Origin of the sequence: Nocardioides hankookensis, from assembly GCF_042658885.1 — a bacterium.
Classification (GTDB): Bacteria; Actinomycetota; Actinomycetes; order Propionibacteriales; family Nocardioidaceae; genus Nocardioides; species Nocardioides hankookensis.
The window spans coordinates 251,420-275,421 of sequence record NZ_JBHSRJ010000008.1; the positions used below are offsets into that span (position 1 = coordinate 251,420).

Here is a 24,002-nt window from a genome sequence, read left to right on the forward strand (position 1 = left end):
GCTTCAGCCCGGGATCTCCCCGGAGCGCCGCGGGTAGCGGTTGCGCTCTGCGACGGTGCCGTCGATCCGCCGGATGACGTGAGCGACGCCGCGGATGCGGGCCTCGTCCCGCCCGACCTCGACGGCCGCCGCCTGTCCGCCGTACGTCCCCGGCAGCGGTTCGCGCCCGCGCATGCGGTTGCGCCACTCCCCGTCCTCGCAGTAGGTCTCGATCGCCTCTCCCACGATCTCTCCTCCCGTCGCGGCCTACGCCGCGGTCGTGCTCGCGCCTGCGCGTGCCCGCAGGTCGGCCAGGATCCGGCTCAGCAGCCGCGACACCTGCATCTGGGTGACGCCCAGCTCGTCGCCGATCTCCTGCTGCGTCCGGCTCTCGAAGAAGCGCAGGTAGAGGATCAGCCGGTCGCGGGGCTTGAGCTCCGTGACCAGGGTGCGGACCAGGGCTCGCGCCTCCGCTGCCTCGAACTCGTCCACGTCGTCGTCGACGAGGAGGTCACCCAGCGGCTCGCCGGAGGCGATCGCCGGGGCGTCCAGCGATGACGGGTGGAAGCAACCCTGCGCCTGGAGTGCGTCGCTCACGTCCTTGAGCGGCAGGCCGAGCCGTTCGGCGAGGTCCTGTGTCGTGGTGCCTCCCCCGCCCTCGACCGGTACGACGTCCGCGGACTGGATGAGGGACTGCACCTCCTGCACCCGGCGTGGCGGTCGCACCATCCACCCGTGGTCACGGAAGTAGCGTCGGATCTCGCCGCGGATCGTCGGTACGGCGTAGCTCAGGAAGTCCTCGGCCTTGGCCGGCTCGAACTTGTTGGCCGCCCGGACCAGGGCGAGGTAGGCGACCTGCTCGAGGTCCTCGACCGCGACGCCGCGGCCCCGGTACCGCCCGGCGATCGAGCGCGCGACGGGCAGGTTGAGCACGATGACCTCGTCGATCATCCGGCGCCGTTCCGCCGGTCCTGCCGAGCTGGCTTCGTCGAAGAGACGATGGGTCTGGGTCTGGCGCTCCAGGGTCATGGATTTTACGTTCCGCCCCTGGTGGGGCGACAAACCAGGGACCCTTCACCCACCGGGGTGATTTTCCGCTGTCGGCGGATCTGTGAGCGGCGGATCCTCGTACTGACGGCGCTCCGACTCGTCGAAGTCGGGCTGGTCCGGACGGTTGAGCTGCTCGTCCGGCTCGGCATCGACGCGGTCCGCGCTGTCGGCCGTCGAGACGTCCTCCTCGTCGGGGACGCCCTCGAGGTCCAACGGGCGTTCTTCCTGCACCGGCTGCTTGGTGTGCTCCTGCTCTCCCATGTCGAAGCAGTACCCAGCACGGAGGGAGGCAATCGACACGACCGGCGGATCAGGGGGTGAAGACGACCTTGATCATCCCGTCCTCCTTCGCCCGGAACGACGCGTACGCCTCTGGGGCCTCCGCCAATGGGAGCCGGTGGGTCACGAAGTCCTCGGTGCCGAGCGCGTCGTCGTCGACGACGAGCGGCAGCAGGTCGTCGGTCCAGGCACGGACGTTGGCCTGACCCATCCGCAGCTGGAGCTGCTTGTCGAACATCTGCATGAGCGGCATCGGGTCCGCGGCTCCGCCGTACACGCCCAGCAGAGAGACCGTGCCGCCACGTCGTACGGCGTCGATGCTGGCGTGCAGCGCCGCCAGCCGGTCGAAGCCGACCGAGGTCATCAGCGGGCGTGCCACCGCGTCTGGAAGCAGGCCGACGGCCTTAATCATCTTCTCGGCAACGGGGTTGCCGTGCGCCTCCATGCCGACGGCGTCGATGACGGCGTCGGCGCCGCGGCCGCCGGTGCGGTCCCGCACCTCGGTCGCGAGGTCGTCGACCGCGTCAAGGTCGATCGTCTCCGCGCCCCTGGCGCGCACGCGCTGCAGGCGCTCCGGCACCCGGTCGACCACGATCACCCGGTGTCCCTCGTGCAGGGCCATCCGCGCCGCCATGTCGCCGATCGGGCCGGCGCCCATCACCAGGAGCGTGCCGTTGTCCGGGAGGTCGGCGTACCGGAGGCCCTGCCAGGCCGTCGGGAGGACGTCGGAGAGGAAGACGAAGCGGTCGTCCGGCGGGCCCTCGGGCACCTTGATCGGGAGGAAGTCGGCGAACTGCACCCGGAGCAGCTCGGCCTGCCCGCCGGGCACGGCGCCGTAGAGGCTGCTGTAGCCGAGCAGGCTCGCACCGGTGCCCTGGTCGCGGTTCTGAGTGGTCTCGCACTGGCTGTGCAGGCCCCGCGAACAGGTCCAGCAGCTGCCGCAGCTGATGTTGAACGGCACGACCACGCGATCCCCGACCGCCAGGTCGCGCACCTCGGGACCGACCTCCTCGACGATGCCCATCGGCTCGTGGCCCACGATGTCGCCCGGCGTCATGAACGGCGCCAGCGGCTCGTAGAGATGGAGGTCCGAGCCGCACAGGCCCGTCGTCGTGACCCGGATGATGGCATCCGTGCCGTCGATGATCTGCGGGTCGGGGACCTCCTCCACGCGCATGTCGCGGGGCCCCTGCCAGGTGACTGCCTTCATGCCTGCTCCTCGTCCATCGTCTTCGTCGTCTTCGTCCGGAGACCGCAGGTCGCGGGCCCCTCGAGCACGTCACCGTCGCTGTCGAACCTCGACCCGTGCAACGGGCAGTCCCAGCTGCCCTCGGCGTCGTTCCACCGCACGACGCCACCGAGGTGGGTGCACACGACGGAGCCGCGCTCCCGCCGGGGCGGCGTGAGCCACCCGAGGGTCAGCTGGACGCCGACCTCGCCGTTGGCGACGGCTCCGCGGGCCAGTCCCCTCACCTCGCGCGGTGACCAGGTCCGGAAGGCGGACGCCCACTCCTGGTGCCCCCCGAGCACCTGGCCGGCGATCGCGAGTGCCGCCGCGACACCGTTGGTCATGCCCCACTTGGCGAAGCCGCCCGCGACGAGCACGTGGTCGCTGCCGGGGAGGACCGGGCCGGCGTACGGCAGGGAGTGATGGGTGAGGTAGTCCTGCGCCGACCAGGCGTGCGTCTCGTCGGCGCCGGGGAAGTGCTCGGCGGTCCACCGCCGCAGCTCCTCCACGCGCTCCAGCTCGGAGCTGGTCCGGCCCGTGGTGTGCCCGTTGCCGCCGACCAGGAGCAGGTGGTCCCCGTCGGTCCCTGGCGCGGTCCGCAGGGAACGGGAGGGCGGGTCGACCGAGAGGTACATGCCGTCGACGGCGGGCCCCGGGGTGCGGAAGGCCAGCCCGTACGAGCGTGCCGGGGTCATCCGTGCGAAGAACCCACCACGGTCCAGCATCGGCATCCCGGTCGCGACGACCACCCGGTCCGTCGCGAGCTCGCGACCGTCTGCGAGCAGCACGCGGAGCGGGCCGCGGCCCTTGACCGAGTGGACCCGGGCACCCTCCACGACCTGCACGCCGTGCGCCACCGCCGCGTCGGACAGCGCCGTCACCAGCTCGAGCGGGTCGAGCTGGAGCTGGTCGTCGAGCCGCACCGCGCCGTACGTCGGGAACGGCAGCGCCACGTCGTCGACGACGCGCGTGCGGAGACCGGCGTCGGTGGCAGCCCCGTGGATGCGGTCCACCAGGCGGCGGCCGGACTCGCCGTTCGCGTAGGCGTGGTCGGGTCGTCGCTCGAACGCGACTCCGTGCTCCTCCGCGAACCGGCCGACCCAGGCCTGGGCCTCGCGGTTGGCGTCGACGTACGACCGGAGGACACCGGCAGACTGTCGCGAACGGATCCCGGCGAGGCGCGAACCCTGCAGGACACTGAGCTTGGCGGTGCTGCGACCCGTGGTCCCGGAGCCCAGCTGCCGGGCCTCGAGGAGCACGACCCCGCACCCGGCGCGCGCCAGCAGCAGTGCCGTGGTGAGCCCCGTGAGCCCTCCCCCGACGACCGTGACCTCCGCGCGGCCCGGCAGAGTCTGGTCCGATGGAGCGCGGCTCTGGCCGCGCGTCTCCCACACCGAGGTCAGCACCATGCCCCGTGGTACCCGACGGTCCAATACCCATGCGGTCGACACCGTCCCCGAGCGCCGGTTCACGGCCGTCCTGGCTAGAGTCCTGGCGTGGGTGGGAGTGGACCGATCCGGATCGCGGTCGTCAACGACTACGAGCTCGTCGTGCTCGGCGTGGCCTCCGCGCTCGCGCCGTACGGCGACCGGATCGAGGTCGTCGAGCTCGACAGCCAGCTGCCGCTCCTCAGCAGCGTCGACATCCTCCTCTACGACACCTTCGGCCAGGCGCAGGGCGACGCGATCGACCTCGACGCCCTCGGGGCGTCGTCGAGCAGGCGGGTCGTGATCTTCAGCTGGAACACCGACCCCCACCTGGTCGAGCGCGCCCTCGACGCCGGGGCCGATGGCTACGTCTCGAAGGCGATCGGCGCCGACGAGCTGGTCACCCTGCTGGAGCGGGTGCACCGCGGGGAGGTCGTGCTGCCGCCGGCCTCCGCCGAGCTCCCCGACGACGAGTTCGGCCGTTGGCCGGGCGACCGGGAGGGTCTGTCCGCGCGCGAGTCGGAGATCCTCAGCCTCATCACGCAGGGCCTGTCGAACGACCAGATCGCCGAGCGCGCCTTCATCACCAAGAACACCATCAAGTCCCACGTCCGCTCGATCTACCGCAAGATCGGTGTGGAGCGCCGGGCGCAGGCGGTCGTCTGGGGTGTCCAGCACGGCATGGCGCCGCACGCGCGCCGTACCGTCGGCGAGGACGTGCAGGCCCGGGCGCGGGACGTCCTCGACCCCGGCTGACCGGAGTCCGCGTCGCGCACGCGTGCATCGTGCGTCCTCGGGTACCCGACGCGCATGGCCACCAACTCGCTGACCCTGGACACCACCCCGCCGAGCGCGGTCTGGGACGTGCTCGCCGACGGCTGGCTCTACCCCCTGTGGGTCGTCGGTGCGTCCCGGATGCGGGAGGTGGACGACCACTGGCCGGAGGTGGGTGCACGGCTGCACCACTCGGTCGGGACCTGGCCGCTGCTGGTCGACGACGTCACCGAGGTCACCGACGTGGTGCCGGGGCTGTCGCTCACCCTCCACGCCAAGGCCCGGCCGACCGGGGTGGCCGCGGTGACGATCCGGCTCGAGCCGGTGGCGTCCGGCACCAGGATCCTCATCGAGGAGGACGCCCTCAGCGGGCCTGCCCGACTCGTGCCCAAGCCGCTGCGTGACGTGCCCCTGCACTGGCGCAACACCGAGGCCCTGCGCCGCTTGGCGTACGTCGCCGAACGACGAGCCCGCTGATCGCTCGGAGCCTGCCGATGGAGCCGATTCTTGAGACCTGCCAGGCGATCCTCGACCTGGACGCACTGGCGGCCGACGACGACCTGCTGGAGCGGCTGGTCGCGGAGAGTGAGCAGGTGCAGGCATTCGTGCCGGACTGCATCGCGATGAGCGTGACGCTGGTCGAGCACGGCGTGACGTTCACCTTTCTGGCCGCGTCCCACGCCAGCATCATGAGCAGCCTGTCGCTCCCGCTCGCCGAGGGCGGCGTCGTGGACCTGTACGCGACCACCCCGCACGCGTTCGGCGAGCACCACCAGCGTCTCGCGGAGGTCCTCGGTGCCTCTGCGGCCGGAGCCGTCAGCGACGCCGACCTCGGCTTCCGGACCCACGACGCGGCCCGACGGGCGCCTGAGGTCCTCCGGGAGACGGTGACCGTGGAGGTCGCCACCGGCATGCTCGCCGGGCTGCTCGACATCGAGGTGGACGACGCGCACGTGCGCCTGACCCGCTCCGCCACGCGCGTGGGCATCGCCGAGCCCGTCCTCGCCCGGGCCGTGACCGACCTCGTCCGAGGCGACACCGGCGCACCGTGACCGCCGATCTCGTCTATCTCGTCGCCGGGGCGAGCCTGCTGCTCGCGATCGTGCTGCCCGAGCTGCTCTCCCGGTGGGCCGTGTCCGCGCCGATGGTGCTGGTCGGCGTCGGGATGCTGATCGGCCTCACCCCGCTGCCCGACGACCTCCCGCTGGACCCCCAGCAGAACCGCGCAGCCATCGAGCACGTGACCGAGCTCGTGGTGATCGTCGCACTGATGGGCGTCGGGCTCGCACTCGACAGGCCACTGTCCCCGCGCGACCCGGCCAGCTGGCGTCGCTGGTCGAGCACCTGGCGCCTGCTCGCCATCGGGATGCCGATCACGATCGCCGCCGTGGCGCTGCTCGGCTGGACCGCCGGCCTCGCGCCGGCCGCCGCCGTGCTGCTCGGCGCGTGTCTGGCCCCCACCGACCCGGTGCTCGCCTCGGACGTCCAGGTCGCCGGCCCGCAGACCGGCGACCTCGAGGTCGACGAGGCCGACGAGCTCCGGTTCACGCTGACCTCGGAGGCCGGTCTCAACGACGGGCTCGCGTTCCCGTTCGTGTACGTCGCGATCCTGCTCGCCACCGAGGGTGCGGTGTCGCAGTGGGCGTTGACCTGGGTGGGCTACTACCTCATCGGCAAGATCGTCATCGGCGTGGTCGCCGGCATCGTCGTCGGCCGGGCGCTCGCCTACCTCGCCTTCCGATCCAGCAACCGCTCGCTCCGCGTCGCCGAGCGCGGCGAGTCGTTGCTCGCGCTCGCCGCCCTCATCGCGTCGTACGGCGTGGGCGAGGTGCTGGGAGGCTACGGGTTCCTCGCCGTCTTCACCTGCGCGATGACGTTCCGCTCGGCGGAGCGCTCGCACGACTACCACGCGGCCATGCACGAGGTCGCCGAGCGCCTCGAGCGGCTGCTGACGCTCTTCGTCCTGCTGGTCCTCGGCATCGCGCTGACCCGCGGCCTCCTGGACGCCCTGGACTGGCGCGGGGTCGCCATCGGCCTGGCGCTCATCCTCGTGGTGCGTCCGCTCGCGGGGATCCTCGCGCTCGCGCCCTGGTCCCGGTCCTCCGACGACGCCGGCGGCCTGACCCGCCCGCAGCAGTGGGCGGCGGCGTTCTTCGGCGTCCGCGGCGTCGGGTCGCTCTACTACCTCGCGTACGCCGCGGGCCAGGCACCCGAGCTGGGTGGGGACTGGCTGTGGTCCACGGTCTCGTTCACCGTGGTGGCCTCCGTGCTGGTCCACGGGGTGCTGTCGACGCCCGTGATGATGCGCCTTGAGCCGTCCCGGACCTGACCCGTTTGCCGCTCGGCCGTCCGGGCACCGGGTGTCATGGCCGAGATCGTCTACGAGGGCGGACTGCGACGGCTCCGGATCGCGGGCACCTGTACCGCCCGGGAGTCCGCCGCCGTGCGCGAGGCGGTCGAGCACTACGGTCGGTCCGCACCCCGCCTCACCGTCGACCTGACCGGGGTCGCGACGATCGCCTCCGAGGTGGCGTCCGCCCTCGTGTCCTCGGTCGACGACGTCGAGGCGGCCGGGTGCCGGGTGACCATCCTGCGCAAGCGCGAGAGCCACGTCGACCGCGCGCTTCGCGAGCTGCACCGGTGACGAGGCCTCGGGGCCGGTCCAGCTGCGTGAGTGAGGTCGGCCCCGAGGCCCGCATCACCTGGCCCACCGGTAACCCCGGTGCGGGCCGGGACTCTCACCCGTTGGGGTGGAAGTGGCCGCCACCGCGGTGGGCACCGAGACGCAGATACGGCTCCCGTCGGGAGGGAGCCACGGACGAAGGAGACCGTCATGGCCGGAAAGATCTCGTTCCTCGTCGGGTTCGGTGCCGGCTACGTGCTGGGTGCACGAGCCGGGCGGGAGCGCTACGAGCAGATCGCGAACAGGGCGCAGGGGGTGTGGCAGGACCCCCGCGTGCAGCGCCGCGCCGGTCAGGCCCAGGAGGTCGTGAAGGAGAAGGCCGGCGAGGCGGGCGCCAAGGTCGCCGAGAAGGCGAGCGAGGCCGGCTCGAAGGTGGCCGAGAAGGTATCGGAGAAGGTCGGCTCTGACTCACCGACCACCGCCCCGCCCACGGGGACCGGGCGTTGACCCACGTCCTCGAGCCGGACTCATCCCAGAAGCCGGACTCGCCGGGAGACCTCACGAGGCCCTCGTGGGCCTACGTCGTGCGCAAGACAGTGCGGGAGTTCTCCGACGACCAGTGCACGGACCTCGCGGCCGCCCTCACCTACTACTCGGTGCTCGCCCTCTTCCCCGCGGCCATCGCGATGCTGTCGCTGGTCGGCCTCGTGGGCGAGGGGCCGGACACGGTCGACACGGTGCTCCAGGTCCTGCGCGACGTCGGCGCCTCGAGCGCCGCGGACACCCTCGAGCCCACGTTGACCCAGCTGAGCCAGAGCCAGGACGTCGGGCTCGGGCTGGTCATCGGGCTCGCGGCCGCGCTCTGGTCCGCGTCGGGGTACGTCGGCGCCTTCGGTCGAGGCATGAACCGGATCTACGAGGTCGACGAGGGTCGACCGATCTGGAAGCTGCGACCGGCGATGCTCCTCGTCACGCTCGTCACCGTCGTGCTGACCGCGGTCGTCGCCCTCGGCCTGGTGCTCACCGGGTCCGCGGCGCAGGCGGTCGGCGACGCGATCGGCGTCGGGTCGGCCGTCGTGACGACCTGGAACATCGCCAAGTGGCCGGTGCTGCTCGCCGTCGTCGTGCTCATCGTGGCGCTGCTCTACTACGCCACCCCGAACGTCCGGCAGCCGAAGTTCCGCTGGATCAGCGTCGGGGCCGTCGTCGCCATCCTCACCTGGGTGGTCGCGTCGGCGCTGTTCGGCCTGTACGTCGCGAACTTCTCCAGCTACGACCGGACCTATGGGTCGCTCGCCGGCGTCATCGCGTTCCTGCTGTGGCTCTGGATCACCAACCTCGCCCTGCTGTTCGGCGCCGAGCTGGACGCCGAGCTCGAGCGCGGCCGCGAGCTCCAGGCCGGCATCGCGGCGGAGGAGGTGATCCAGCTGCCCGCCCGTGAAACCCGCAAGAGCGAGAAGTCCGCGCGCAAGGAGCAGCAGGACATCGACCGGGGCCGGCGCCTGCGCCAGACCCGGGGCGCCGACCAGGACTCATGACGCCCGCGCGCCGTGGCGGGACCGACATCGCGTGGTTGCACGCGGTGGTCGACGTACCCACCGATCGGCTCGCGGCCGCGGGACACTTCTGGGGGGCCGCCCTGGACTGGCCGGTCGGCGATCCCTGGCCCGGGCATCCCGAGCTGCGCAGCTTCGACCCGCCGGCCGGCGACGCGTACGTGCACCTTCAGGAGATCGACGGCCCCCCGCGGGTGCACCTCGACCTCGAGTGCGCTGACCCCGGGGGCACCGTCCGGCGCGCCGCCGACGCCGGCGCCGTACCCGTCGCGCAGCGCGACCGTTGGCAGACGCTCCTCTCACCCGGCGGACTCCCCTTCTGCGTGCTCCCGGCGACCGACCACGACCCCGCGCCGCCGCGGGCCTGGCCCGACGGGCACCGCAGCCGGATGGTGCAGGTGTGCGTCGACTCGCCGGCGCGACTGCACGAGGCGGAGGTGGCGTTCTGGCGCGCACTGCTCGGCGACCGCTGGGCGGAGTCGCCGGCGCCGGAGTTCGCCGGCAAGTGGCACAACGACGCCGGCTCTCCTCTCCAGCTGCTGTTCCAGCGTCTCGACGACGCGGAGGGGCAGGTGCGAGCGCACCTCGACCACGGGACCGACGACTCGTCCGCGGAGGTGGACCGGTTGCTCTCGCTGGGCGCCGAGGACGTCGGGCCGGGGCACGGATGGCACGTCCTGCGCGACGCGGCAGGACTCCTCTTCTGCGTCACCGAGAACTCGCCCGGTCACGAGCGCCGGGACCTCGGTTAGCCCTTCGCGAGCAGCCGGGCAGCGACCGCGAGGTCGCCGACCAGCGCGTCGTACGCCGTCGCCCGATTGTCCGCGCGCAGGACCGACGATGGGTGCGTCGTGGCCACGACCCAGGCCGGCGGGCGAGCGAGCGGGAGATCGGCCGGCCAATCGAGATCGCCGCCACGGGCGTCCCCCACCCGGAACGACGAGCCGTAGACCGCCTTCCCCGCGGTGGCGCCGAGCAGCACCACCCCGTCGGGGCGCACGACGTCCATCTCCGCCTGCAACCACGGCGCGCACGCCGCGACGTGCGCCCGCGTGGGCGACTGGTGGATACGCCGCTTGCCCCGGGTCCCCGACCACCTGAAGTGCTTGACGACGTTGGTCGTGAAGACGTCGGAAGGGTCGATCTCCGCTGCTGCCAGGGCGTCGTCGAGCAATCGGCCCGCCGGGCCGACGAACGGCCGTCCCTGCCGGTCCTCCTGGTCGCCGGGCTGCTCGCCGAGGAGCAGGAGACGCGCCCGTCTGCGGCCTCGACCCATCACGACCTGCGTCGCGTCGCGGTAGAGCTCGCACCCGTGGCAGGCCGGTGCGGCCTCGCGCAGGGAGCGCAGGCTCAGCCGCTCCGGCACCCAGGCCGCGGCTCCCGGACGGCCGTCCTCACCCATGCCGGAGCGGTACCCGCCGGGGGCGTCCTCATGACCCGCATGCCGCCGCACCGATCGGGCACCGAGCGGGGCACCGGGCCAGCGAACCAGACGAGGAGACAACGCATGAAGATCGGCTACTTCCTGTCCACCGAGGAGTACTCCCCCGCGCAGCTCGTCGAGCAGGCCGTCGCCGCGGAGCGAGCCGGCTTCGCCGGCCTGTGGATCAGCGACCACTTCCATCCGTGGAACAACGAGCAGGGCAACAGCCCGTTCGTGTGGAGCGTGATCGGGGCGATCAGCCAGGCCTGCGACCTGCCCGTGACGACCGCGGTCACCTGTCCGACCGTGCGCATCCATCCGGCCGTCATCGCCCAGGCCGCCGCCACGTGCGGGGAGATGCTCGACGGACGCTTCACGCTCGGCGTCGGCACCGGCGAGGCCCTCAACGAGCACGTCCTGGGCGGCCCGTGGCCCTCGCTCGACCTACGCCTCGAGATGCTCGAGGAGGCGGTGTCGCTGATCCGCCGGCTCTGGAGCGGGGAGGTCGTCACGAAGCGTGGTCGCCACTACGCCGTGGACCACGCCCGCATCTACAACCTGCCCGAGACGCCGCCGGAGATCTACGTGTCGGCGTTCGGGCCCAAGGCGGCCGAGGTGGCGGCCCGGATCGGCGATGGCTACATCGGGACCGCTCCGGACGCCGACCTCGTCACCCGCTTCAAGGACGCCTCCGGCGGTCGCCCCGCCCAGGCGGGTGCGAAGGTCGCCTTCGCCCCGACCCAGGAGGAGGGGTGGGAGCACGCCCACCGACTCTGGCCCAACGCCGGCCTGCCGGGCGAGCTGGCCCAGGTGCTGCCGACCCCAGAGCATTTCGAGCAGGCGAGCGAGCTCGTCACGATGGAGTCGACCCGCTCGTCGGTCGTCGCCGGCAACGACCCCGAGGCACACCTCCGGCAGGTCCGCGAGTACGCCGACGCCGGGTACGACGAGCTCTACGTCGCGAACATGGGCCCGCACTTCCTCGACATGATCGAGTTCTACAAGACCGATGTGCTCCCCGACGCCGGCTGAGCCCGTCTCGACGAATGTCGGAGGTGCACGCGGGTACCTCGTCGGCAAGTACCGAGATCGGACGAGGAGGACACCCATGCCTGGTGGCAAGTCGGCGAACGTGAAGAACGAGAAGCAGTACGAGGCTCTCAAGGACAAGGGGATGTCGAAGGAGCGGGCGGCCAAGATCGCCAACTCCCCCGACGCCTCCAAGCACGGTGGCGAGCAGAGCGGCAAGGGCGGCGACAGCAGCCAGGGCGGCACGACCGCCCAGAAGAAGAAGGCAGGCCGCAAGGGCGGCAAGGCGAGCCACTGAGATGACACGCTTCGGCTACACCCTGATGACCGAGCAGAGCGGCCCGCGCGAGCTGGTGCGGTACGCCGTCGCTGCCGAGGACCTCGGCTTCGACTTCGAGGTGATGAGCGACCACTACTCGCCCTGGCTCACCGAGCAGGGGCACGCGCCGTACGCGTGGACCACGCTTGGGGCGGTCGCGCAGGCGACCTCGAGGGTCGGGCTGATGACCTACGTGACCTGCCCGACGTTGCGCTACCACCCGGCCGTCGTGGCCCAGAAGGCGGCGACGCTGCAGATCCTGGCGGAGGGCCGCTTCACGCTCGGCCTCGGCAGCGGCGAGAACCTCAACGAGCACGTCGTCGGCGAGGGCTGGCCCGCGATCCAGGACCGCCAGGACATGCTCGCCGAGGCGGTCGAGATCATCCGGGCGCTGCACACCGGCGAGCTCGTCGACCACCGCGGCGAGTACTTCCAGGTCGACTCCGCCCGCGTCTGGGACGTCCCGGACGAAGGGGTCGAGATCGGCCTCGCCGTCGCCGGCGACCGGGCCATCGAGGCGCTGGCGCCCCTGGGCGACCACCTGATCGGCGTCGAGCCGGAGTCGTCGCTCGTCGAGGGCTGGAACGCGGTCGACGGCGCGAAGCGGATCGGCAGCGACGCCCGGGCGATCGGGCAGATCCCGATCTGCTGGGACCCCGACCGGGACACCGCCGTGAAGAAGGCGCACGAGCAGTTCCGCTGGTTCGGTGGCGGGTGGCCGGTGAACGCCGACCTGCCCACGCCGGCAGGCTTCGCGGGTGCGACCCAGTTCGTGCGCCCCGAGGACGTCGCCGACTCGATCCCGTGCGGTCCGGACCTCGACGCGGTCGTCGAGGCGGTGTCGGCGTACTGGAAGGCCGGCTTCACCGACATCGCGCTCGTGCAGATCGGCGACGACGGCCAGGACCGGTTCCTCGCCGAGGCGGCTGGTCCCCTGCTGGAGAAGCTGCGGGCGGCAGCCCCCGGAGCGACCGGATGAGCTCGGCCGTCCTCTTCGACATCGACGGCACCCTGGTCGACTCGACCTACCACCACGCCGTCGCGTGGCACCGCGCCTTCACCCGGATGACCGAGGTGCCGCCGCTGTGGCGGATCCACCGCACCATCGGCATGGGTGGCGACCGGCTCGTCGCCGAGGTCGCCGACGACGAGACCGAGGACGAGTACGGCGACGACCTGCGCGACGCCTGGCGCGAGGAGTACCTCGCCCTGCGCGCCGAGGTGCAGCCGCTCCCCGGCGCAGCGGAGCTCGTCCGCTGGCTCGCCGACGCCGGCTTCGTCGTCGCGCTGGCGTCGTCCGGCGACCCGCAGTTCGCGCAGGAGGCCGTGGACCTGCTGGACATCGGGTCCGCGATCAGCGCGCTCGTCACCTCGGAGGACGTCGACGACTCCAAGCCCGAGCCCGACCTGGTGGAGGAGACCCTCGGACGGCTCGGCGACGTGGAGACCGCGGTCTTCGTCGGGGACACCGTGTACGACGTCGAGGCAGCCGCACGTGCGGACCTCGGCTGCATCGCGTTGCGCTCGGGTGGCTTCGGCCGCGCCGAGCTGCTCGACGCCGGGGCGCTTCAGGTGGCGGAGCTCCCCCACGACCTGCTCACGATCGACTGGACCCAGGAGATGAACCGATGACCGACACGCCGCTGCGCGCCCTGGTGCTCGTCTGCACCCTCAAGCCCAGCCCCGCACCGTCCAGCTCCGACCTGCTCGGGCGCCAGGTGCTGGAGGAGCTCGAACGGCTCGGCGCGAGCGGCGAGGTGGTGCGGGTGGTCGACCACGACGTGAAGTTCGGCGTCAGCACCGACGAGGGCGACGGCGACGGGTGGCCGGAGATCCGGGCCGCGATGCTGGCCAGCGACATCCTGGTGGTGGCGACGCCCATCTGGATGGGGCAGCCCGCGTCCGTCTGCAAGATGGCGCTCGAGCGCCTGGACGCCGAGATCAGCGAGACCGACGACGAGGGCCGGATGCTGACGTTCGGCAAGGTCGCCGTGGTCGCCGTCGTCGGCAACGAGGACGGCGCGCACCACGTCGTCGCGGAGGTGCAGCAGGCCCTGTCGGACACCGGCTTCACGACGCCGGCCAACGGCAGCACCTACTGGGTCGGCGAGGCCATGCAGTCCACCGACTACCTCGACCTGGACTCCGTGCCCGACAAGACCGACGAGACGACCAAGACGGTCGCCCGCAACGCCGTGCACCTGGCACGCCTGCTCAAGGACGCGCCGTACCCCGCCTCCTGACTACGAGGCGACCTCGATGCGCTCGCCCGCGACCCCGGCGCGCTCGCGCATCGTCGCCAGCAGCTTGGCCAGGATCCGGGACACCTGCATCTGGGTGACCCCGATCTCCGCACCGATCTCCGACTGCGTCCGTCCCTCGACGAAGCGCAGGTAGAGGACCAGGCGCTCGCGCGGCTTCAGCTCACGGGTCAGGGTGTCGAGGAAGACCCGCGCCTCCACCCCGTCGAACTCGTCATACCCGTCGCCGACCAGCGTCGCGCCCAGCGAGTCTCCACCTTCGTGGACGGGGACGTCGAGCGACGCGGGAGCGAAGCAGCCCTGGGCGCCGCGCGCTGCGCGTACGTCGTCGACGGTCACGCCGAGCTGGGCGGCCACGTCGTCGTCGGACTCCTCGCGTCCCGCGTCCGCCGAGAGCCGGTGGATCGCGGACTGGAGCTCCTGGATGCTGCGCGGCGGGCGGACGGCCCAGCCGTGGTCGCGGAAGTGGCGGCGCACCTCGCCGCGGATGGTCGGCACGGCGTACGAGAGGAAGTCGTCGGCCTTGGCCGGGTCGAAGTTGTTGGCGGCTCGCACCAGGGCGACGCAGGCGACCTGCTCGAGGTCCTCGGTGGGGATGCCGCGGTTGCGGTACTTGCGGGCGATCGACCGGGCGACCTCGATGTTCGCGACGATGACCTCGTCGATGAGGCGCTGCCGCTCGGGGGGAGTCGCGTGCTGCGCCTCGCGCAGCAGGTGGTTCGTCGTGTTCTGTCGGGACTGGGTCGCACTGACCCGCACTGCCTCCGGGATGGACATGCTGGTGTCCTCCCCCGGGCGGGTACCGAGCAAACGGTTGAGCGTTCACCCATCGGGGTGACTTCTGCGCGTTCGTCGGACGGGTGAGCGTGCCGCCGGTGTCGACGGGTACCACCCGAACATGGAGCTCCCCACCCCACGCGGCCCGCTGAGCGAGGCCCTCTTCGCCGGCCTACGGTCCGGAGACGACTTCCTGCCCGTGCTCGCCGAGGTGTCCGGCGCGTCCGTCGACGACGGCACGCTCTGCCTGTGGGTGCTGCACCAGCTCCACTACCGGGCGGTCAACGGCGTGCCCGACGAGCTGGAGTGGGACCCCCAGCTGCTGCGGTTGAGGGTGCTCCTCGAGGACGACCTCGAACGCCGACTCCGCGCCCGCTTCACCCCGCCCACCGACCGCTCCTTCGTCGACGACTTCTTCGCCTGGGTGGATGAGCACGATGGCGCGTCCCTGGCGACGTACGTGCACCGCGACGCGACCCGCGACCAGGTGCTCGAGATGCTGCGGGAGCGCTCGCTCTACCACCTGATGGAGTCCGACCCCACCGCGTGGGTGGTTCCCCGGCTCGGTGTCCGGGCCAAGGCGGCCCTGATGGAGCTCCAGTACGACGAGTACGGCGCGGGCGACCCGAACCGGCTGCACCACCACCTCTTCGCGCTCGGGATGGAGGCGAGCGGCCTGGACGCGACGTACGGCACCTACGTCGACGACGCCTCGACGGAGACGCTCGAGCAGAACAACGCGATGACGATGCTCGGCCTGCACCGCCGGCACCGGGCCGCGGCCCTCGGCCACCTCGCCGCCTTCGAGGCGACCAGCTCGCTGCCGTCGCGGCGGATGGTGCAGGGCCTCGAGCGGCTGGGCTTCCCGGCCGAGCTGGTCGACTACTACGCCGAGCACGTCGAGGCCGACGCGGTGCACGAGCAGCTCGCCGTCCGCACCGTGCTCGGTGCCGTGCTCGAGGAGGAGCCCGAGCTCGAGGAGGACGCCTGGTTCGGCGCGTTCACGTGCCTGGACCTCGAGGACCGGGTCGCGCGACGGATGCTGGACCGCTGGGGTGTCTCCGAGCAGCGGGACGTCGCATGACCACGTCGTACGAGCACCCGGAGACGCTCCTCTGCCCTGGAGGCCCGATGCTGCTGCGCGGTCGGCACGTCGTCGAGGACCCGGAAGGCGTGCCGCACGAGACGACCCGGCCGGTCACGGCCGTCTGCCGGTGCGAGAAGTCCTCGTCGCTCCCGTGGTGCGATGGCACCCACAAGGTGCTGCCCGAGCGGCTGCGACCTGGGACGCCTTGATCAAGTCCGTGGTCGGCTGATCGCCGCCATGCACGCACGCTGGCCGCGTTGCCGCCGCTCGGAAGACGAACGGGTATGCCATCGCGACGGACGCCTTGCCATCGCACGCGCCTGACGACGCTCAGCTCGACCGAGACTTGATCAAAACGTCCTAGCTGAGGTCCAGCCGGACCAGCACGCCGCGCTCGCCCTCGCGCACCTCGGCGATCACCAGGCCAGTGCCGGCGAGCTCGAGGCGCAGCCGGTCGACCTGCTCGAGCGTCCCGATCTGGAGCACCACCGACCCGTCCGGGTGCAGGTGCCGGCGCGCGACGCCGAGGCACAGCCGGGCCACGTCGAGACCGTCGTCGCCGCCGTCGATCGCGAGCACCGGGTCCTCGGGGTAGCGCTCGACGTCGGTGCGCCGTACCCACGGCGGGTCGGCCACGACCAGCGCGAACCGCTCGTCCTCGCGGAGCACGGCGTCCATCGAGCCCTCGCGGACCTCGACGCGGTCCGCCATCCCGGCAGCCTCGGCGTTGCGCCGCGCGTAGTCGCACGCGACCGGCGACAGGTCGACGCAGACGAGGTGCCGGTCGGAGTCGGCGACCGCGAGGAGACCGATCTGCCCCGCTCCGGCGCAGAGCTCGAGCACCGCGCCCTCGGGCGCGGTCGTGATCAGCTCGGCCGCCCACCGCGACTGGTCGGCCGTCCACGCCCGGGGCCGCAGCACCCGGTCGTCGAAGGCGATGCGCAGGGAGCCGAAGTCCACGTGCTGGGTCTGGAGAGCGGTCACGTCGGATCGGTGTCCGCCCGCGGGCCTGGCAACCTCACCCGGTCAGGTGAGTGCCGCATGACCGACCGCGCTCCCGGGCACCGGAGCGACATGACGCAACCGACGCAACCGTCCACGGGAGAGCTGGTCTCCCAGCTCTCGACGGAGCTCTCGCAACTCGTCCGGGACGAGCTGCGCCTCGCCCAGGTCGAGGTGTCCGGCAAGGCCAAGCAGGCCGGCATCGGGGCCGGCATGTTCGGCGCCGCCGGCCTCCTGGCGCTGTACGGCGTGGGCGCGCTGATCGCGACCGCGATCCTCGCGCTCTCCCTCGCCGTCGACGCCTGGCTGGCCGCGCTGATCGTCGCCGTCGTGGTGCTGGCCGCCGCCGGTGTCGCGGCGCTCCTCGGGAAGAACCGCGTGACCAAGGCTGTCCCGCCGGTCCCGACGCGAGCCGTCGAGGGCGTCAAGGAAGACGTCGAGACCCTTCGCCACCACAGGAGCGACTCATGACCGAGACGAACCCGACCCCGATCGCCGCGGACCTGGAGGCCGACATCGAGCGCACCCGCGCCGAGCTCGCCGACACGGTCGACCAGCTCGCCGCACGCCTCGACGTGAAGAGCCGCGTCCGCGACCGGTTCGTGACCTCCGACGGTCGACCGACGCAGACCGCCTTCGTGGCGGGCGGCGTCCTCGCGCTCGTCATCGCCCTCGCCGTGGTTCGCGGCGTACGACGGAAGGACCACCGATGACCTCGACGCAGCCCGAGAAGCGGTCCAGCCGGTCCGCCAAGATCCTCTACCGCCCGTGGGGGCTGGTCGCGAGCGTGCTCGGCGGTCTCATCGCGGGCCAGGTCTTCCAGCAGGTCTGGAAGCGGGTCGACCCCACGAGCACCGACGACCCGCCCAAGCCGCTCGAGTCGGAGTACCCGCTGCAGAAGATCCTGCTCGCGGCGCTCGTGCAGGGCGCGATCTTCTCGGTGGTCCGCGCCCTGATCAACCGCGGCGGCGCCCGGCTCTTCGAGCGCTGGACCGGTGAGTGGCCGGGCGACTGAGCCGCACCGTCACTCGGAGGACTCGAGGAACTCCTTCGACTTCGCGATCGCGAAGCCCCAGCCCTGCTCCAGGGTCGGCTTCGGCGGGATCGCGATCTCGTCGGGGTTGGTGAGCACGTCCAGCAGCACCGGCCCAGGGTGGGTGAGCGCCTGGAGCACGGCCTCCTCGACGTCGTGCGGGTCCTCGACCCGGATGCCGCGCATCCCGATCGCCTCCGCCACCGCGGCGAAGTCGGGGTTCTCGAGCTTCGTGCCGTACGGCGCCAGGCCGACCTGCTCCATCTCGAGCTTCACCATCCCGAGGCTGCCGTTGTCGAAGACGACGAGCTTGACCGGCAGCTCGTGGGTGACCGCCGTGATCAGGTCGCCGAGCAGCATCGAGAGGCCGCCGTCGCCGCAGAACGCGACGACCTGGCGGTCCCGGTCGAGCGCCTGGGCGCCCAGCGCCTGCGGCATCGCGTTCGCCATCGAGCCGAGGTTGAAGGAGCCGAGCAGCTGGCGGTGCCCGCGCATCCGCACGAACCTGGCCAGCCACGTGGTCGCCATGCCGGTGTCCGTCGTGAAGACCGCGTCGTCGGCGGCCTGACGGTCCACCACCGACGCCAGCAGCTCGGGACGGATCCGGTCGTCCGGGTTCTCAACCTTGCGGCGCAGCAGCCCGACCGGCTTCCGCTCGTAGTCGGGGTCGGTGAGGTGCTGCTGCCGCTCGCGCCAGGACTCGTACGACGAACGCGCCTTGTCGAGCAGCGACGTGTCGGTCCGCGCCTCGAGCAGCGGCAGCAGGGCCTGCAGCGAGACCCGGGCGTCGCCGACCACCGCGTGGTCGACCGGGTGCCGGCGGCCGATGTGCTCCCCCAGCGCGTCGACCTGCACGACGACCTTGCCGGACGGGTAGAACTCCTTGTACGGGAAGTCCGTGCCGACCATCAGCAGCACGTCGCAGCCGTCGAACGCGACCGCGCTGGCGTGGTTGCCCAGGAGGCCGGACTGCCCGACCTCGAACGGGTTGTCGTGCTCCAGCCCCTCCTTGCCCTTGAGGGTGACGACCATCGGCGCCGAGAGCCGGTCGGCGACGGCGAGCACCTCGGCCCGCGCCTCGCGGGCGCCGGCACCCACCAGCATCGTCACCCGGCCCTGGTTGATGGCGGCCGCGGCCGCGGAGACCGAGGCGGCCAGCGGCGGCACGGGTGGGAGGTCGGTGACGAAGCGCGGGACCGGCGTGTCCTTGGGCAGGTCCATGCCGCCCACGTCTCCGGGCAGCGTGAGCACGGCGACGCCGCGCTGCTGGAGCGCGGCGTTGCCGGCCCGCTCGATCAGGGCGGGCAGCTGCTCGGGGCTGCTGACGGTGGCCGTGAAGACCGCGACGTCCGCGAAGAGGACGTCGTTGTCGACCTCCTGGAAGAAGTCGCTCCCGATCTCGGGCCGCGGCACCTGCCCGCAGATCGCCAGCACCGGCGCGTGCGACTTCTTGGCGTCGTAGAGGCCGTTGAGGAGGTGGATCGAGCCCGGCCCGACGGTGCCCATGCAGACGCCCAGACGTCCGGTCAGCTGGGCCTGGGCTCCGGCGGCGAAGGCGCCCGCCTCCTCGTGCCGCACGCCCATCCAGGTCACCCGGTCGCTGTGGTGGATGGCATCGGTGACGGGGTTGAGCGCGTCCCCGACGACACCCCACACCTGGGTGACGCCGTGCTCGGCGAGGGCGTCCACGAGCAGCTCGGCAACGGTGGGCATGGCTCTCCTTCGGGTCGGTGCAGAGGTGTCAGGGCTGGAAGCGGTCCGGGTCGGCCGCCAGCCAGTCGCGCTCCCAGGCGGCCGGCGGTGAGCCGAGCAGCTCGCCCGGCTCGAGGTGGTGGAACAGCTCGGCGTACGACGAGATCTCGCCGTCGTGCACGCGCCGCCGCAGCATGTGCGGACGGAGCTCGTCGAAGGACGAGAGCCCCATCGAGGCGATCACCTGGGTCGCCTGGTCCACGACGGCGGCCTGGTAGCGGACCACCCGCTCGGTCTTCGTCGGCACGTCCAGCGCGCGCATCCGCTTCGGGTCCTGCGTGGCGACGCCCACCGGGCAGCGGTTGGTGTGACAGCGCTGCGACTGGATGCAGCCGACGGCCTGCATCATCGCGCGGGCGGCGTTCGTGTAGTCGGCGCCCTGGATGATCCGCTTCACGACGTCGATGCCGCTGCTCACCTTGCCGCTCGCCCCGATCCGGACCCGGTCGCGCAGCCCGACGCCGACCAGGGCGTTGTGCACGGTCATCAACCCCTCGGTCAGCGGCATCCCGACGTGGTCCTCGTACTCGAGCGGCGCCGCGCCGGTGCCGCCCTCCGCGCCGTCGACGACGATGAAGTCCGGGGTCACGCCCTCCTCGACCATCGCCTTGCAGATCGCGAGCACGTCGACGCGCGAGCCCACGCAGAGCTTGAACCCGGCCGGCTTCCCGCCGGCCAGCTCGCGGAACCGGGCGATGAAGCGCACCAGCTCTCGCGGGGTCGAGAAGACGTGGTGGTACGCCGGCGAGATGCACTTCTCGCCCTGCGGGATCCCGCGCGTGCTGGCGATCTCGGCGCTCACCTTCGCCGCCGGCAGCACCCCGCCGATCCCGGGTTTCGCGCCCTGGCTCAGCTTGAGGCTGACCATCTTCACCTGCGGGTCGGCGGCCTTGTCCGCGAACTGCGCCTCGTCGAAGTGGCCGTCGTCGGCGCGGGCACCGAAGTAGCCCGACCCGATCTCCCAGACCAGGTCGCCGCCGTTGCGGTGGTAGGGGCTGATCGCGCCCTCACCGGTGTCGTGGGCGAAGCCGCCCTGCGCGGCGCCGCGGTTGAGGGCCTCGATCGCGTTGGCCGACAGCGACCCGAAGCTCATCGCGGAGACGTTCAGGAGCGCCATGTCGTAGGGCCGGGTGCAGTCCGGGCCGCCTATCCGCACCCGAGGCGTGTGGTCCATCGGCGGGACCGGGGCGGTCGAGTGCACGAGGTACTCGTAGCCGACCGACTCGAGGTCGCGCTCGGTGCCGTAGGGCTGCTCCTCCTTGACGCCCTTCGCGCGCTGGTAGATCGCGGAGCGGGTGTCGCGGTCGTAGGGCCGGCCGTCGAAGTTCCGCTCGATGAAGTACTGCTGCAGCTCCGGCCGGATGCCCTCGAGGAGGAACCGCAGGTGGCCGAGCACCGGGTAGTTGCGCAGCACCGAGTGGCGCTTCTGCAGCAGGTCGTAGCAGCCCAGGGCGAGCAGTCCGAGGAGGACCGCAGCCAGCACCCACCACCCCCAGCCGCCGATCGCCGCCGCCAGCACGGTGAGGGCGCCGAGGACCACCAGGCCCGCGAGCACGAAGAAGCGCAGCACGCCCCCGACGTACCCGGTGGGGCGCCTTCCCATCCGTCCTCAGGCGGTGTCCCACGACTGCTCGGTGCGCGCGATCAGGTCGTCGACCACCCCGGCGACGTCGCCGGTCCGCTCGTACGCCGCGCGCTGGCGGGCCGCACCGCCGTCGTGGAGGGACTCGGCCAGGCCCTGCTCGACCCGCGTGGTGTCGCCGGCGTCCGCCAGGGCCGTGGAGACGTGGTCGACCAGGGCGTCCAGCACCTCGCGGGCGGGTCGCACCTCACCGAGCACGGGGTGGACGAGCGAGCCCGTCGGCCCGAAGCGGGCCGCACGCCAGTGCGCCACCCGCAGCGACTCCGCGCGCCACGCCGGTGCAGGCGCACCGTCGGCCCACTCCCGGGCGGCCGTCTCCACGAGCGCCCGGGCCAGGGCGGCGATCACGACCGCGTGCCCCTGGTCGGCGCACACGTCGCAGACCCGGATCTCGACCGTGGGGTGCTCGACCGCCAGGCGGGCGTCGAAGTAGAGCATCCCGGCGTCACGCGCGGCACCCGAGGCGAGCATCACGCGGCAGACCTCGCGGTAGCCCTCCAGCGACCCGAAGGCCTCCGTCGGGCCGGCGCTCGGCCACCGCGACCACACCTGCGCGCGCCACGAGGCATAACCGCTGTCGCGCCCGTCGACGTACGGCGAGTTGGCGCTGAGCGCGAGGAGCACCGGGAGCCACGGCGCGATCCGGTCGATGACGGCGACGCCCTCCTCGTCGGAGTCGATCGCGACGTGGACGTGCATCCCGCAGGTGCCGCCGGTGCGCGCGACCTCGCCGTACGTGTCGACCATGTCGCGGTAGCGGTCGCCGGGCGTGACGACCGAGCGGTCCCCCGCCAGCGGGACGATCGCGCACGCACCGATCGCGAGCCCGCTGGCGCGCGCCGCCTCCCCCGCCGTACGACGCGCGGCGGTCAGCTGCGCCACCACGTCGTCGAGGTCGGTGGTCGGGTCGGTGCGGGTCTCGAGCTGGTGCCGGAAGAGCTCCTGGTCGACGTCGTCGGACGCCGCCGTCGACGGCTCGCGGCCGCTCCCGTGCTCGTGGAACTCCTTGAGCACCCGGGGCGCCGCCGGCACCACCTCCCGGGTCTCGGGGTCGAAGAGCAGCAGCTCCTCCTCGACCCCGACGCTCCGGACGGTCACGATGTCAGGAGCTCGCGTGGGTGTCCGTCTCGACCACGGGGTCGTCCGCGTCCTCCTTGGCCGCGTCGTCCTGCGCACCGGGAGCACCGAGGTCGGCGTCCGCGCGGACCAGCTCCTCGATCTGCTTGGCCGTGTCCGCGTCGACGCGGTGCCAGTAGGCCAGCGCGCGGTCGAGCACTTCGCCCTCGACGCCGCCGAGCAGGTGGCCGGCGACGGTCTTCACGAAGTTCCCGCGGATCTCGTCGTCCCAGACGTCCCGGACCAGCGTGCCGGCCTGGGCGAAGTCGTCGTCGTCCTCGCGCAGCGTGTAGGCCTGGCGGACCATCGCACCGTCGGCCTCCCAGCCGGGGTCGACCTCGCCGACGTTGTCGGCGTACCCGCGACCGAAGGAGTTCGGCGCGTAGACCGGCTCGTCACCACGGTGCTCGTAGGCCATCGGGCCGTCCTGCGTGTAGGTGTTGAGCTCGACCTTGGGACGGTTGACGGGGAGCTGGAGGTAGTTCGGCCCGATCCGGTGCCGGTGCGTGTCGGCGTACGCGAAGGCGCGGCCGAGCAGCATCTTGTCCGGCGAGAAGCCGATGCCCGGCACCAGCGCCGAGGGCTCGAACGCGGCCTGCTCGATCTGGGCGAAGAAGTTGTCCGGGTTGCGGTTCAGGGTCATCGTGCCGACCTTCACCAGCGGGTAGTCACTGTGCGGCCAGATCTTGGTGAGGTCGAACGGGTTGATCCGGTAGGTCTTCGCGTCGTCGTACGGCATCAGCTGCACCGACAGCGTCCACGACGGGAAGTCGCCGGCGTCGATGTGCTCGTAGAGGTCGCGGCGGTGGAAGTCGGCGTCCTCGCCGGCGATCCGGGTGGCGTCCTCGTCGGTGAGGCCCTCGACGCCCTGGTCGGTGTGGAAGTGGTACTTCACCCAGTGCTTGTCCCCGGCCTCGTTGACCCAGAGGTAGGTGTGCGAGCCGTAGCCGTTCATGTGGCGGTAGCTCTTCGGGATGCCGCGGTCGCCCATCAGGTAGGTCACCTGGTGCGCCGACTCCGGGTTGAGGCTCCAGAAGTCCCACTGCATGTTGTTGTCGCGCAGCCCGTTGCCGCCGCGCCGCTTCTGCGAGCGGATGAAGTGCGGGAACTTCATCGTGTCGCGGATGAAGAACACCGGGGTGTTGTTGCCGACCAGGTCGTAGTTGCCCTCGGACGTGTAGAACTTCAACGCGAAGCCGCGCGGGTCGCGCCAGGTGTCCGGCGAGCCCATCTCGCCCGCCACCGTCGAGAAGCGGGCCAGCATCTCGGTCGTGGTGCCGGGCTGGAAGAGCGCCGCCTTCGTGTACGCCGAGACGTCCTCGGTCGTCGTGAACTCTCCGAACGCGCCCGAGCCCTTGGCGTGCACGTTGCGCTCCGGGATGCGCTCCCGGTTGAAGTGCGCCATCTGGTTCAGGAAGTGCACGTCGTGGAGCACGATCGGCCCGTCCGGCCCGACCGTCAGCGAGTTCCGGTCGCTGGGTGCCGGGGCGCCGGTCTCGGTGGTCGACCCGAGCTGCGCCTCCTCCGAGGGGCCGGTCGCGATCGAGGTGCCGTCGGTCGGCTGGGGTACGTCGGTCATCGTCTCTCCTGCTGGTCGAGTGCGTCGTCGTACACCTCGGACGGTGACCGTTCCCCGGGCCCGGCA

Annotated in this window: 30 protein-coding genes; 18 read left to right on the forward strand and 12 right to left on the reverse strand. The window is 72.0% G+C overall.

The window, feature by feature from the left end; all coding sequences use genetic code 11:
• Window positions 1-3: 3 nt before the first annotated feature.
• Genes ACFPYL_RS18660 through ACFPYL_RS18680 form a run of 5 tightly spaced genes read right to left on the reverse strand, consistent with a single transcriptional unit; the run spans window position 4 to window position 3,945 of the window.
• Complete coding sequence (locus ACFPYL_RS18660; protein ID WP_379157719.1) at window positions 4-225, reverse strand: DUF2188 domain-containing protein; 222 nt, start codon at window positions 223-225, stop codon at window positions 4-6.
• Between the two features lie 21 nt (window positions 226-246).
• Window positions 247-1,008 carry a sigma-70 family RNA polymerase sigma factor gene (locus tag ACFPYL_RS18665; protein ID WP_379157722.1) on the reverse strand — a complete coding sequence of 254 codons (762 nt, stop codon included), beginning with the start codon at window positions 1,006-1,008 and terminating at the stop codon, window positions 247-249.
• 45 nt (window positions 1,009-1,053) lie between these two features.
• Complete coding sequence (locus tag ACFPYL_RS18670; RefSeq protein ID WP_379157724.1) at window positions 1,054-1,290, reverse strand: hypothetical protein; 237 nt, start codon at window positions 1,288-1,290, stop codon at window positions 1,054-1,056.
• A gap of 49 nt (window positions 1,291-1,339) precedes the next feature.
• A complete protein-coding gene (locus tag ACFPYL_RS18675) occupies window positions 1,340-2,518 on the reverse strand; it encodes a zinc-dependent alcohol dehydrogenase (RefSeq protein WP_379157727.1) in 1,179 nt (392 codons plus the stop codon).
• The gene (locus ACFPYL_RS18680) at window positions 2,515-3,945 is read right to left on the reverse strand and encodes an FAD-dependent oxidoreductase (protein WP_379157730.1); all 1,431 of its coding nucleotides are present in this window, start codon (window positions 3,943-3,945) and stop codon (window positions 2,515-2,517) included. Before ACFPYL_RS18680 ends, ACFPYL_RS18675 begins: the two co-directional genes overlap by 4 nt.
• A gap of 87 nt (window positions 3,946-4,032) precedes the next feature.
• Between ACFPYL_RS18680 and ACFPYL_RS18685 the strand changes: the two genes are divergently transcribed.
• From ACFPYL_RS18685 to ACFPYL_RS18720, 8 genes are all read left to right on the forward strand, one after another.
• Window positions 4,033-4,719 (forward strand): LuxR C-terminal-related transcriptional regulator, encoded by a 687-nt coding sequence (locus tag ACFPYL_RS18685; RefSeq protein WP_379157733.1) that lies wholly within the window; start codon window positions 4,033-4,035, stop codon window positions 4,717-4,719.
• Window positions 4,720-4,773: 54 nt separating this feature from the next.
• The gene (locus ACFPYL_RS18690; protein WP_379157736.1) at window positions 4,774-5,214 is read left to right on the forward strand and encodes an SRPBCC family protein; all 441 of its coding nucleotides are present in this window, start codon (window positions 4,774-4,776) and stop codon (window positions 5,212-5,214) included.
• Window positions 5,215-5,231: 17 nt separating this feature from the next.
• Window positions 5,232-5,789: a hypothetical protein gene (locus ACFPYL_RS18695; RefSeq protein WP_379157739.1), complete on the forward strand. Its 558-nt coding sequence runs from the start codon at window positions 5,232-5,234 to the stop codon at window positions 5,787-5,789.
• The gene (locus ACFPYL_RS18700) at window positions 5,786-7,066 is read left to right on the forward strand and encodes a cation:proton antiporter (protein ID WP_379157741.1); all 1,281 of its coding nucleotides are present in this window, start codon (window positions 5,786-5,788) and stop codon (window positions 7,064-7,066) included. Before ACFPYL_RS18695 ends, ACFPYL_RS18700 begins: the two co-directional genes overlap by 4 nt.
• A gap of 36 nt (window positions 7,067-7,102) precedes the next feature.
• Window positions 7,103-7,381 (forward strand): hypothetical protein, encoded by a 279-nt coding sequence (locus ACFPYL_RS18705; protein WP_379157744.1) that lies wholly within the window; start codon window positions 7,103-7,105, stop codon window positions 7,379-7,381.
• Between the two features lie 189 nt (window positions 7,382-7,570).
• A complete protein-coding gene (locus ACFPYL_RS18710) occupies window positions 7,571-7,867 on the forward strand; it encodes a hypothetical protein (RefSeq protein WP_379157747.1) in 297 nt (98 codons plus the stop codon).
• A gap of 77 nt (window positions 7,868-7,944) precedes the next feature.
• Window positions 7,945-8,898: a YihY/virulence factor BrkB family protein gene (locus ACFPYL_RS18715; protein ID WP_379157750.1), complete on the forward strand. Its 954-nt coding sequence runs from the start codon at window positions 7,945-7,947 to the stop codon at window positions 8,896-8,898.
• Window positions 8,895-9,668, forward strand: coding sequence for a VOC family protein (locus ACFPYL_RS18720; RefSeq protein ID WP_379157753.1), 774 nt, complete (start codon window positions 8,895-8,897; stop codon window positions 9,666-9,668). Before ACFPYL_RS18715 ends, ACFPYL_RS18720 begins: the two co-directional genes overlap by 4 nt.
• Here the strand turns inward: ACFPYL_RS18720 and ACFPYL_RS18725 are convergent.
• Window positions 9,665-10,318 carry a UdgX family uracil-DNA binding protein gene (locus ACFPYL_RS18725; protein WP_379157756.1) on the reverse strand — a complete coding sequence of 218 codons (654 nt, stop codon included), beginning with the start codon at window positions 10,316-10,318 and terminating at the stop codon, window positions 9,665-9,667. The genes ACFPYL_RS18720 and ACFPYL_RS18725 overlap by 4 nt on opposite strands.
• A 105-nt stretch (window positions 10,319-10,423) precedes the next feature.
• Here ACFPYL_RS18725 and ACFPYL_RS18730 point away from each other — a divergent pair, with 105 nt between their 5' ends.
• From ACFPYL_RS18730 to ACFPYL_RS18750, 5 genes are all read left to right on the forward strand, one after another.
• Window positions 10,424-11,371 (forward strand): TIGR03557 family F420-dependent LLM class oxidoreductase, encoded by a 948-nt coding sequence (locus ACFPYL_RS18730; protein ID WP_379157758.1) that lies wholly within the window; start codon window positions 10,424-10,426, stop codon window positions 11,369-11,371.
• A 76-nt stretch (window positions 11,372-11,447) separates the two neighbouring features.
• Entirely contained in the window at window positions 11,448-11,666 is a 219-nt protein-coding gene (locus ACFPYL_RS18735) for a DUF7218 family protein (RefSeq protein WP_379157760.1), read from the forward strand.
• A gap of 1 nt (window position 11,667) precedes the next feature.
• Window positions 11,668-12,666 (forward strand): LLM class F420-dependent oxidoreductase, encoded by a 999-nt coding sequence (locus ACFPYL_RS18740; protein ID WP_379157763.1) that lies wholly within the window; start codon window positions 11,668-11,670, stop codon window positions 12,664-12,666.
• Entirely contained in the window at window positions 12,663-13,319 is a 657-nt protein-coding gene (locus ACFPYL_RS18745; RefSeq protein WP_379157766.1) for an HAD family hydrolase, read from the forward strand. The genes ACFPYL_RS18740 and ACFPYL_RS18745 overlap by 4 nt, the downstream gene beginning before the upstream one ends.
• Window positions 13,316-13,930, forward strand: coding sequence for a flavodoxin family protein (locus ACFPYL_RS18750; RefSeq protein ID WP_379157769.1), 615 nt, complete (start codon window positions 13,316-13,318; stop codon window positions 13,928-13,930). The genes ACFPYL_RS18745 and ACFPYL_RS18750 overlap by 4 nt, the downstream gene beginning before the upstream one ends.
• Here the strand turns inward: ACFPYL_RS18750 and ACFPYL_RS18755 are convergent, their stop codons facing one another.
• On the reverse strand, window positions 13,931-14,725 hold the full coding sequence (locus ACFPYL_RS18755; protein ID WP_379157772.1) for a sigma-70 family RNA polymerase sigma factor: 795 nt from the start codon (window positions 14,723-14,725) through the stop codon (window positions 13,931-13,933). It lies immediately after the preceding gene.
• A 121-nt stretch (window positions 14,726-14,846) separates the two neighbouring features.
• Here ACFPYL_RS18755 and ACFPYL_RS18760 point away from each other — a divergent pair, with 121 nt between their 5' ends.
• Together ACFPYL_RS18760 and ACFPYL_RS18765 are read left to right on the forward strand one after the other, a co-directional pair.
• Window positions 14,847-15,809 carry an iron-containing redox enzyme family protein gene (locus ACFPYL_RS18760; protein WP_379157775.1) on the forward strand — a complete coding sequence of 321 codons (963 nt, stop codon included), beginning with the start codon at window positions 14,847-14,849 and terminating at the stop codon, window positions 15,807-15,809.
• Window positions 15,806-16,021: a CDGSH iron-sulfur domain-containing protein gene (locus ACFPYL_RS18765; protein WP_379157778.1), complete on the forward strand. Its 216-nt coding sequence runs from the start codon at window positions 15,806-15,808 to the stop codon at window positions 16,019-16,021. The genes ACFPYL_RS18760 and ACFPYL_RS18765 overlap by 4 nt, the downstream gene beginning before the upstream one ends.
• Before the next feature lie 151 nt (window positions 16,022-16,172).
• On the opposite strand, the gene ACFPYL_RS18770 is transcribed toward ACFPYL_RS18765, so the two are convergent.
• Window positions 16,173-16,796 (reverse strand): methyltransferase domain-containing protein, encoded by a 624-nt coding sequence (locus ACFPYL_RS18770; protein ID WP_379157780.1) that lies wholly within the window; start codon window positions 16,794-16,796, stop codon window positions 16,173-16,175.
• Window positions 16,797-16,853: 57 nt separating this feature from the next.
• On the opposite strand from ACFPYL_RS18770, the gene ACFPYL_RS18775 reads away from it, so the two are divergent.
• The 3 genes from ACFPYL_RS18775 to ACFPYL_RS18785 are packed head-to-tail and all read left to right on the forward strand — an operon-like array spanning window position 16,854 to window position 17,829.
• Window positions 16,854-17,285 carry a phage holin family protein gene (locus tag ACFPYL_RS18775; RefSeq protein WP_379157783.1) on the forward strand — a complete coding sequence of 144 codons (432 nt, stop codon included), beginning with the start codon at window positions 16,854-16,856 and terminating at the stop codon, window positions 17,283-17,285.
• Entirely contained in the window at window positions 17,282-17,527 is a 246-nt protein-coding gene (locus tag ACFPYL_RS18780; RefSeq protein WP_379157786.1) for a DUF3618 domain-containing protein, read from the forward strand. The genes ACFPYL_RS18775 and ACFPYL_RS18780 overlap by 4 nt, the downstream gene beginning before the upstream one ends.
• The gene (locus ACFPYL_RS18785) at window positions 17,524-17,829 is read left to right on the forward strand and encodes a DUF4235 domain-containing protein (RefSeq protein ID WP_379157789.1); all 306 of its coding nucleotides are present in this window, start codon (window positions 17,524-17,526) and stop codon (window positions 17,827-17,829) included. Before ACFPYL_RS18780 ends, ACFPYL_RS18785 begins: the two co-directional genes overlap by 4 nt.
• 9 nt (window positions 17,830-17,838) lie before the next feature.
• Here the strand turns inward: ACFPYL_RS18785 and ACFPYL_RS18790 are convergent, their stop codons facing one another.
• The 4 genes from ACFPYL_RS18790 to ACFPYL_RS18805 are packed head-to-tail and all read right to left on the reverse strand — an operon-like array spanning window position 17,839 to window position 23,936.
• Window positions 17,839-19,560, reverse strand: coding sequence for a thiamine pyrophosphate-dependent enzyme (locus ACFPYL_RS18790; RefSeq protein WP_379157792.1), 1,722 nt, complete (start codon window positions 19,558-19,560; stop codon window positions 17,839-17,841).
• A gap of 28 nt (window positions 19,561-19,588) precedes the next feature.
• The gene (locus ACFPYL_RS18795; RefSeq protein WP_379157795.1) at window positions 19,589-21,202 is read right to left on the reverse strand and encodes an FMN-binding glutamate synthase family protein; all 1,614 of its coding nucleotides are present in this window, start codon (window positions 21,200-21,202) and stop codon (window positions 19,589-19,591) included.
• 6 nt (window positions 21,203-21,208) lie between these two features.
• Window positions 21,209-22,339: a carboxylate-amine ligase gene (locus tag ACFPYL_RS18800; RefSeq protein WP_379157798.1), complete on the reverse strand. Its 1,131-nt coding sequence runs from the start codon at window positions 22,337-22,339 to the stop codon at window positions 21,209-21,211.
• Between the two features lie 4 nt (window positions 22,340-22,343).
• On the reverse strand, window positions 22,344-23,936 hold the full coding sequence (locus ACFPYL_RS18805; protein WP_379157800.1) for a catalase: 1,593 nt from the start codon (window positions 23,934-23,936) through the stop codon (window positions 22,344-22,346).
• Between the last annotated feature and the right edge of the window lie 66 nt (window positions 23,937-24,002).

Coding starts and splice junctions, on each gene's coding strand:
- ACFPYL_RS18690 (WP_379157736.1), top strand. CDS start 4,774: ATGGCCACCAACTCGCTGACCCTGGACACCACCCCGCCGAGCGCGGTC.
- ACFPYL_RS18675 (WP_379157727.1), bottom strand. CDS start 2,518: ATGAAGGCAGTCACCTGGCAGGGGCCCCGCGACATGCGCGTGGAGGAG.
- ACFPYL_RS18755 (WP_379157772.1), bottom strand. CDS start 14,725: ATGTCCATCCCGGAGGCAGTGCGGGTCAGTGCGACCCAGTCCCGACAG.
- ACFPYL_RS18790 (WP_379157792.1), bottom strand. CDS start 19,560: ATGCCCACCGTTGCCGAGCTGCTCGTGGACGCCCTCGCCGAGCACGGC.
- ACFPYL_RS18670 (WP_379157724.1), bottom strand. CDS start 1,290: ATGGGAGAGCAGGAGCACACCAAGCAGCCGGTGCAGGAAGAACGCCCG.
- ACFPYL_RS18730 (WP_379157758.1), top strand. CDS start 10,424: ATGAAGATCGGCTACTTCCTGTCCACCGAGGAGTACTCCCCCGCGCAG.
- ACFPYL_RS18725 (WP_379157756.1), bottom strand. CDS start 10,318: ATGGGTGAGGACGGCCGTCCGGGAGCCGCGGCCTGGGTGCCGGAGCGG.
- ACFPYL_RS18665 (WP_379157722.1), bottom strand. CDS start 1,008: ATGACCCTGGAGCGCCAGACCCAGACCCATCGTCTCTTCGACGAAGCC.
- ACFPYL_RS18760 (WP_379157775.1), top strand. CDS start 14,847: ATGGAGCTCCCCACCCCACGCGGCCCGCTGAGCGAGGCCCTCTTCGCC.
- ACFPYL_RS18785 (WP_379157789.1), top strand. CDS start 17,524: ATGACCTCGACGCAGCCCGAGAAGCGGTCCAGCCGGTCCGCCAAGATC.
- ACFPYL_RS18780 (WP_379157786.1), top strand. CDS start 17,282: ATGACCGAGACGAACCCGACCCCGATCGCCGCGGACCTGGAGGCCGAC.
- ACFPYL_RS18805 (WP_379157800.1), bottom strand. CDS start 23,936: ATGACCGACGTACCCCAGCCGACCGACGGCACCTCGATCGCGACCGGC.
- ACFPYL_RS18740 (WP_379157763.1), top strand. CDS start 11,668: ATGACACGCTTCGGCTACACCCTGATGACCGAGCAGAGCGGCCCGCGC.
- ACFPYL_RS18680 (WP_379157730.1), bottom strand. CDS start 3,945: ATGGTGCTGACCTCGGTGTGGGAGACGCGCGGCCAGAGCCGCGCTCCA.
- ACFPYL_RS18705 (WP_379157744.1), top strand. CDS start 7,103: ATGGCCGAGATCGTCTACGAGGGCGGACTGCGACGGCTCCGGATCGCG.
- ACFPYL_RS18745 (WP_379157766.1), top strand. CDS start 12,663: ATGAGCTCGGCCGTCCTCTTCGACATCGACGGCACCCTGGTCGACTCG.
- ACFPYL_RS18765 (WP_379157778.1), top strand. CDS start 15,806: ATGACCACGTCGTACGAGCACCCGGAGACGCTCCTCTGCCCTGGAGGC.
- ACFPYL_RS18750 (WP_379157769.1), top strand. CDS start 13,316: ATGACCGACACGCCGCTGCGCGCCCTGGTGCTCGTCTGCACCCTCAAG.
- ACFPYL_RS18735 (WP_379157760.1), top strand. CDS start 11,448: ATGCCTGGTGGCAAGTCGGCGAACGTGAAGAACGAGAAGCAGTACGAG.
- ACFPYL_RS18710 (WP_379157747.1), top strand. CDS start 7,571: ATGGCCGGAAAGATCTCGTTCCTCGTCGGGTTCGGTGCCGGCTACGTG.
- ACFPYL_RS18720 (WP_379157753.1), top strand. CDS start 8,895: ATGACGCCCGCGCGCCGTGGCGGGACCGACATCGCGTGGTTGCACGCG.
- ACFPYL_RS18775 (WP_379157783.1), top strand. CDS start 16,854: ATGACCGACCGCGCTCCCGGGCACCGGAGCGACATGACGCAACCGACG.
- ACFPYL_RS18695 (WP_379157739.1), top strand. CDS start 5,232: ATGGAGCCGATTCTTGAGACCTGCCAGGCGATCCTCGACCTGGACGCA.
- ACFPYL_RS18795 (WP_379157795.1), bottom strand. CDS start 21,202: ATGGGAAGGCGCCCCACCGGGTACGTCGGGGGCGTGCTGCGCTTCTTC.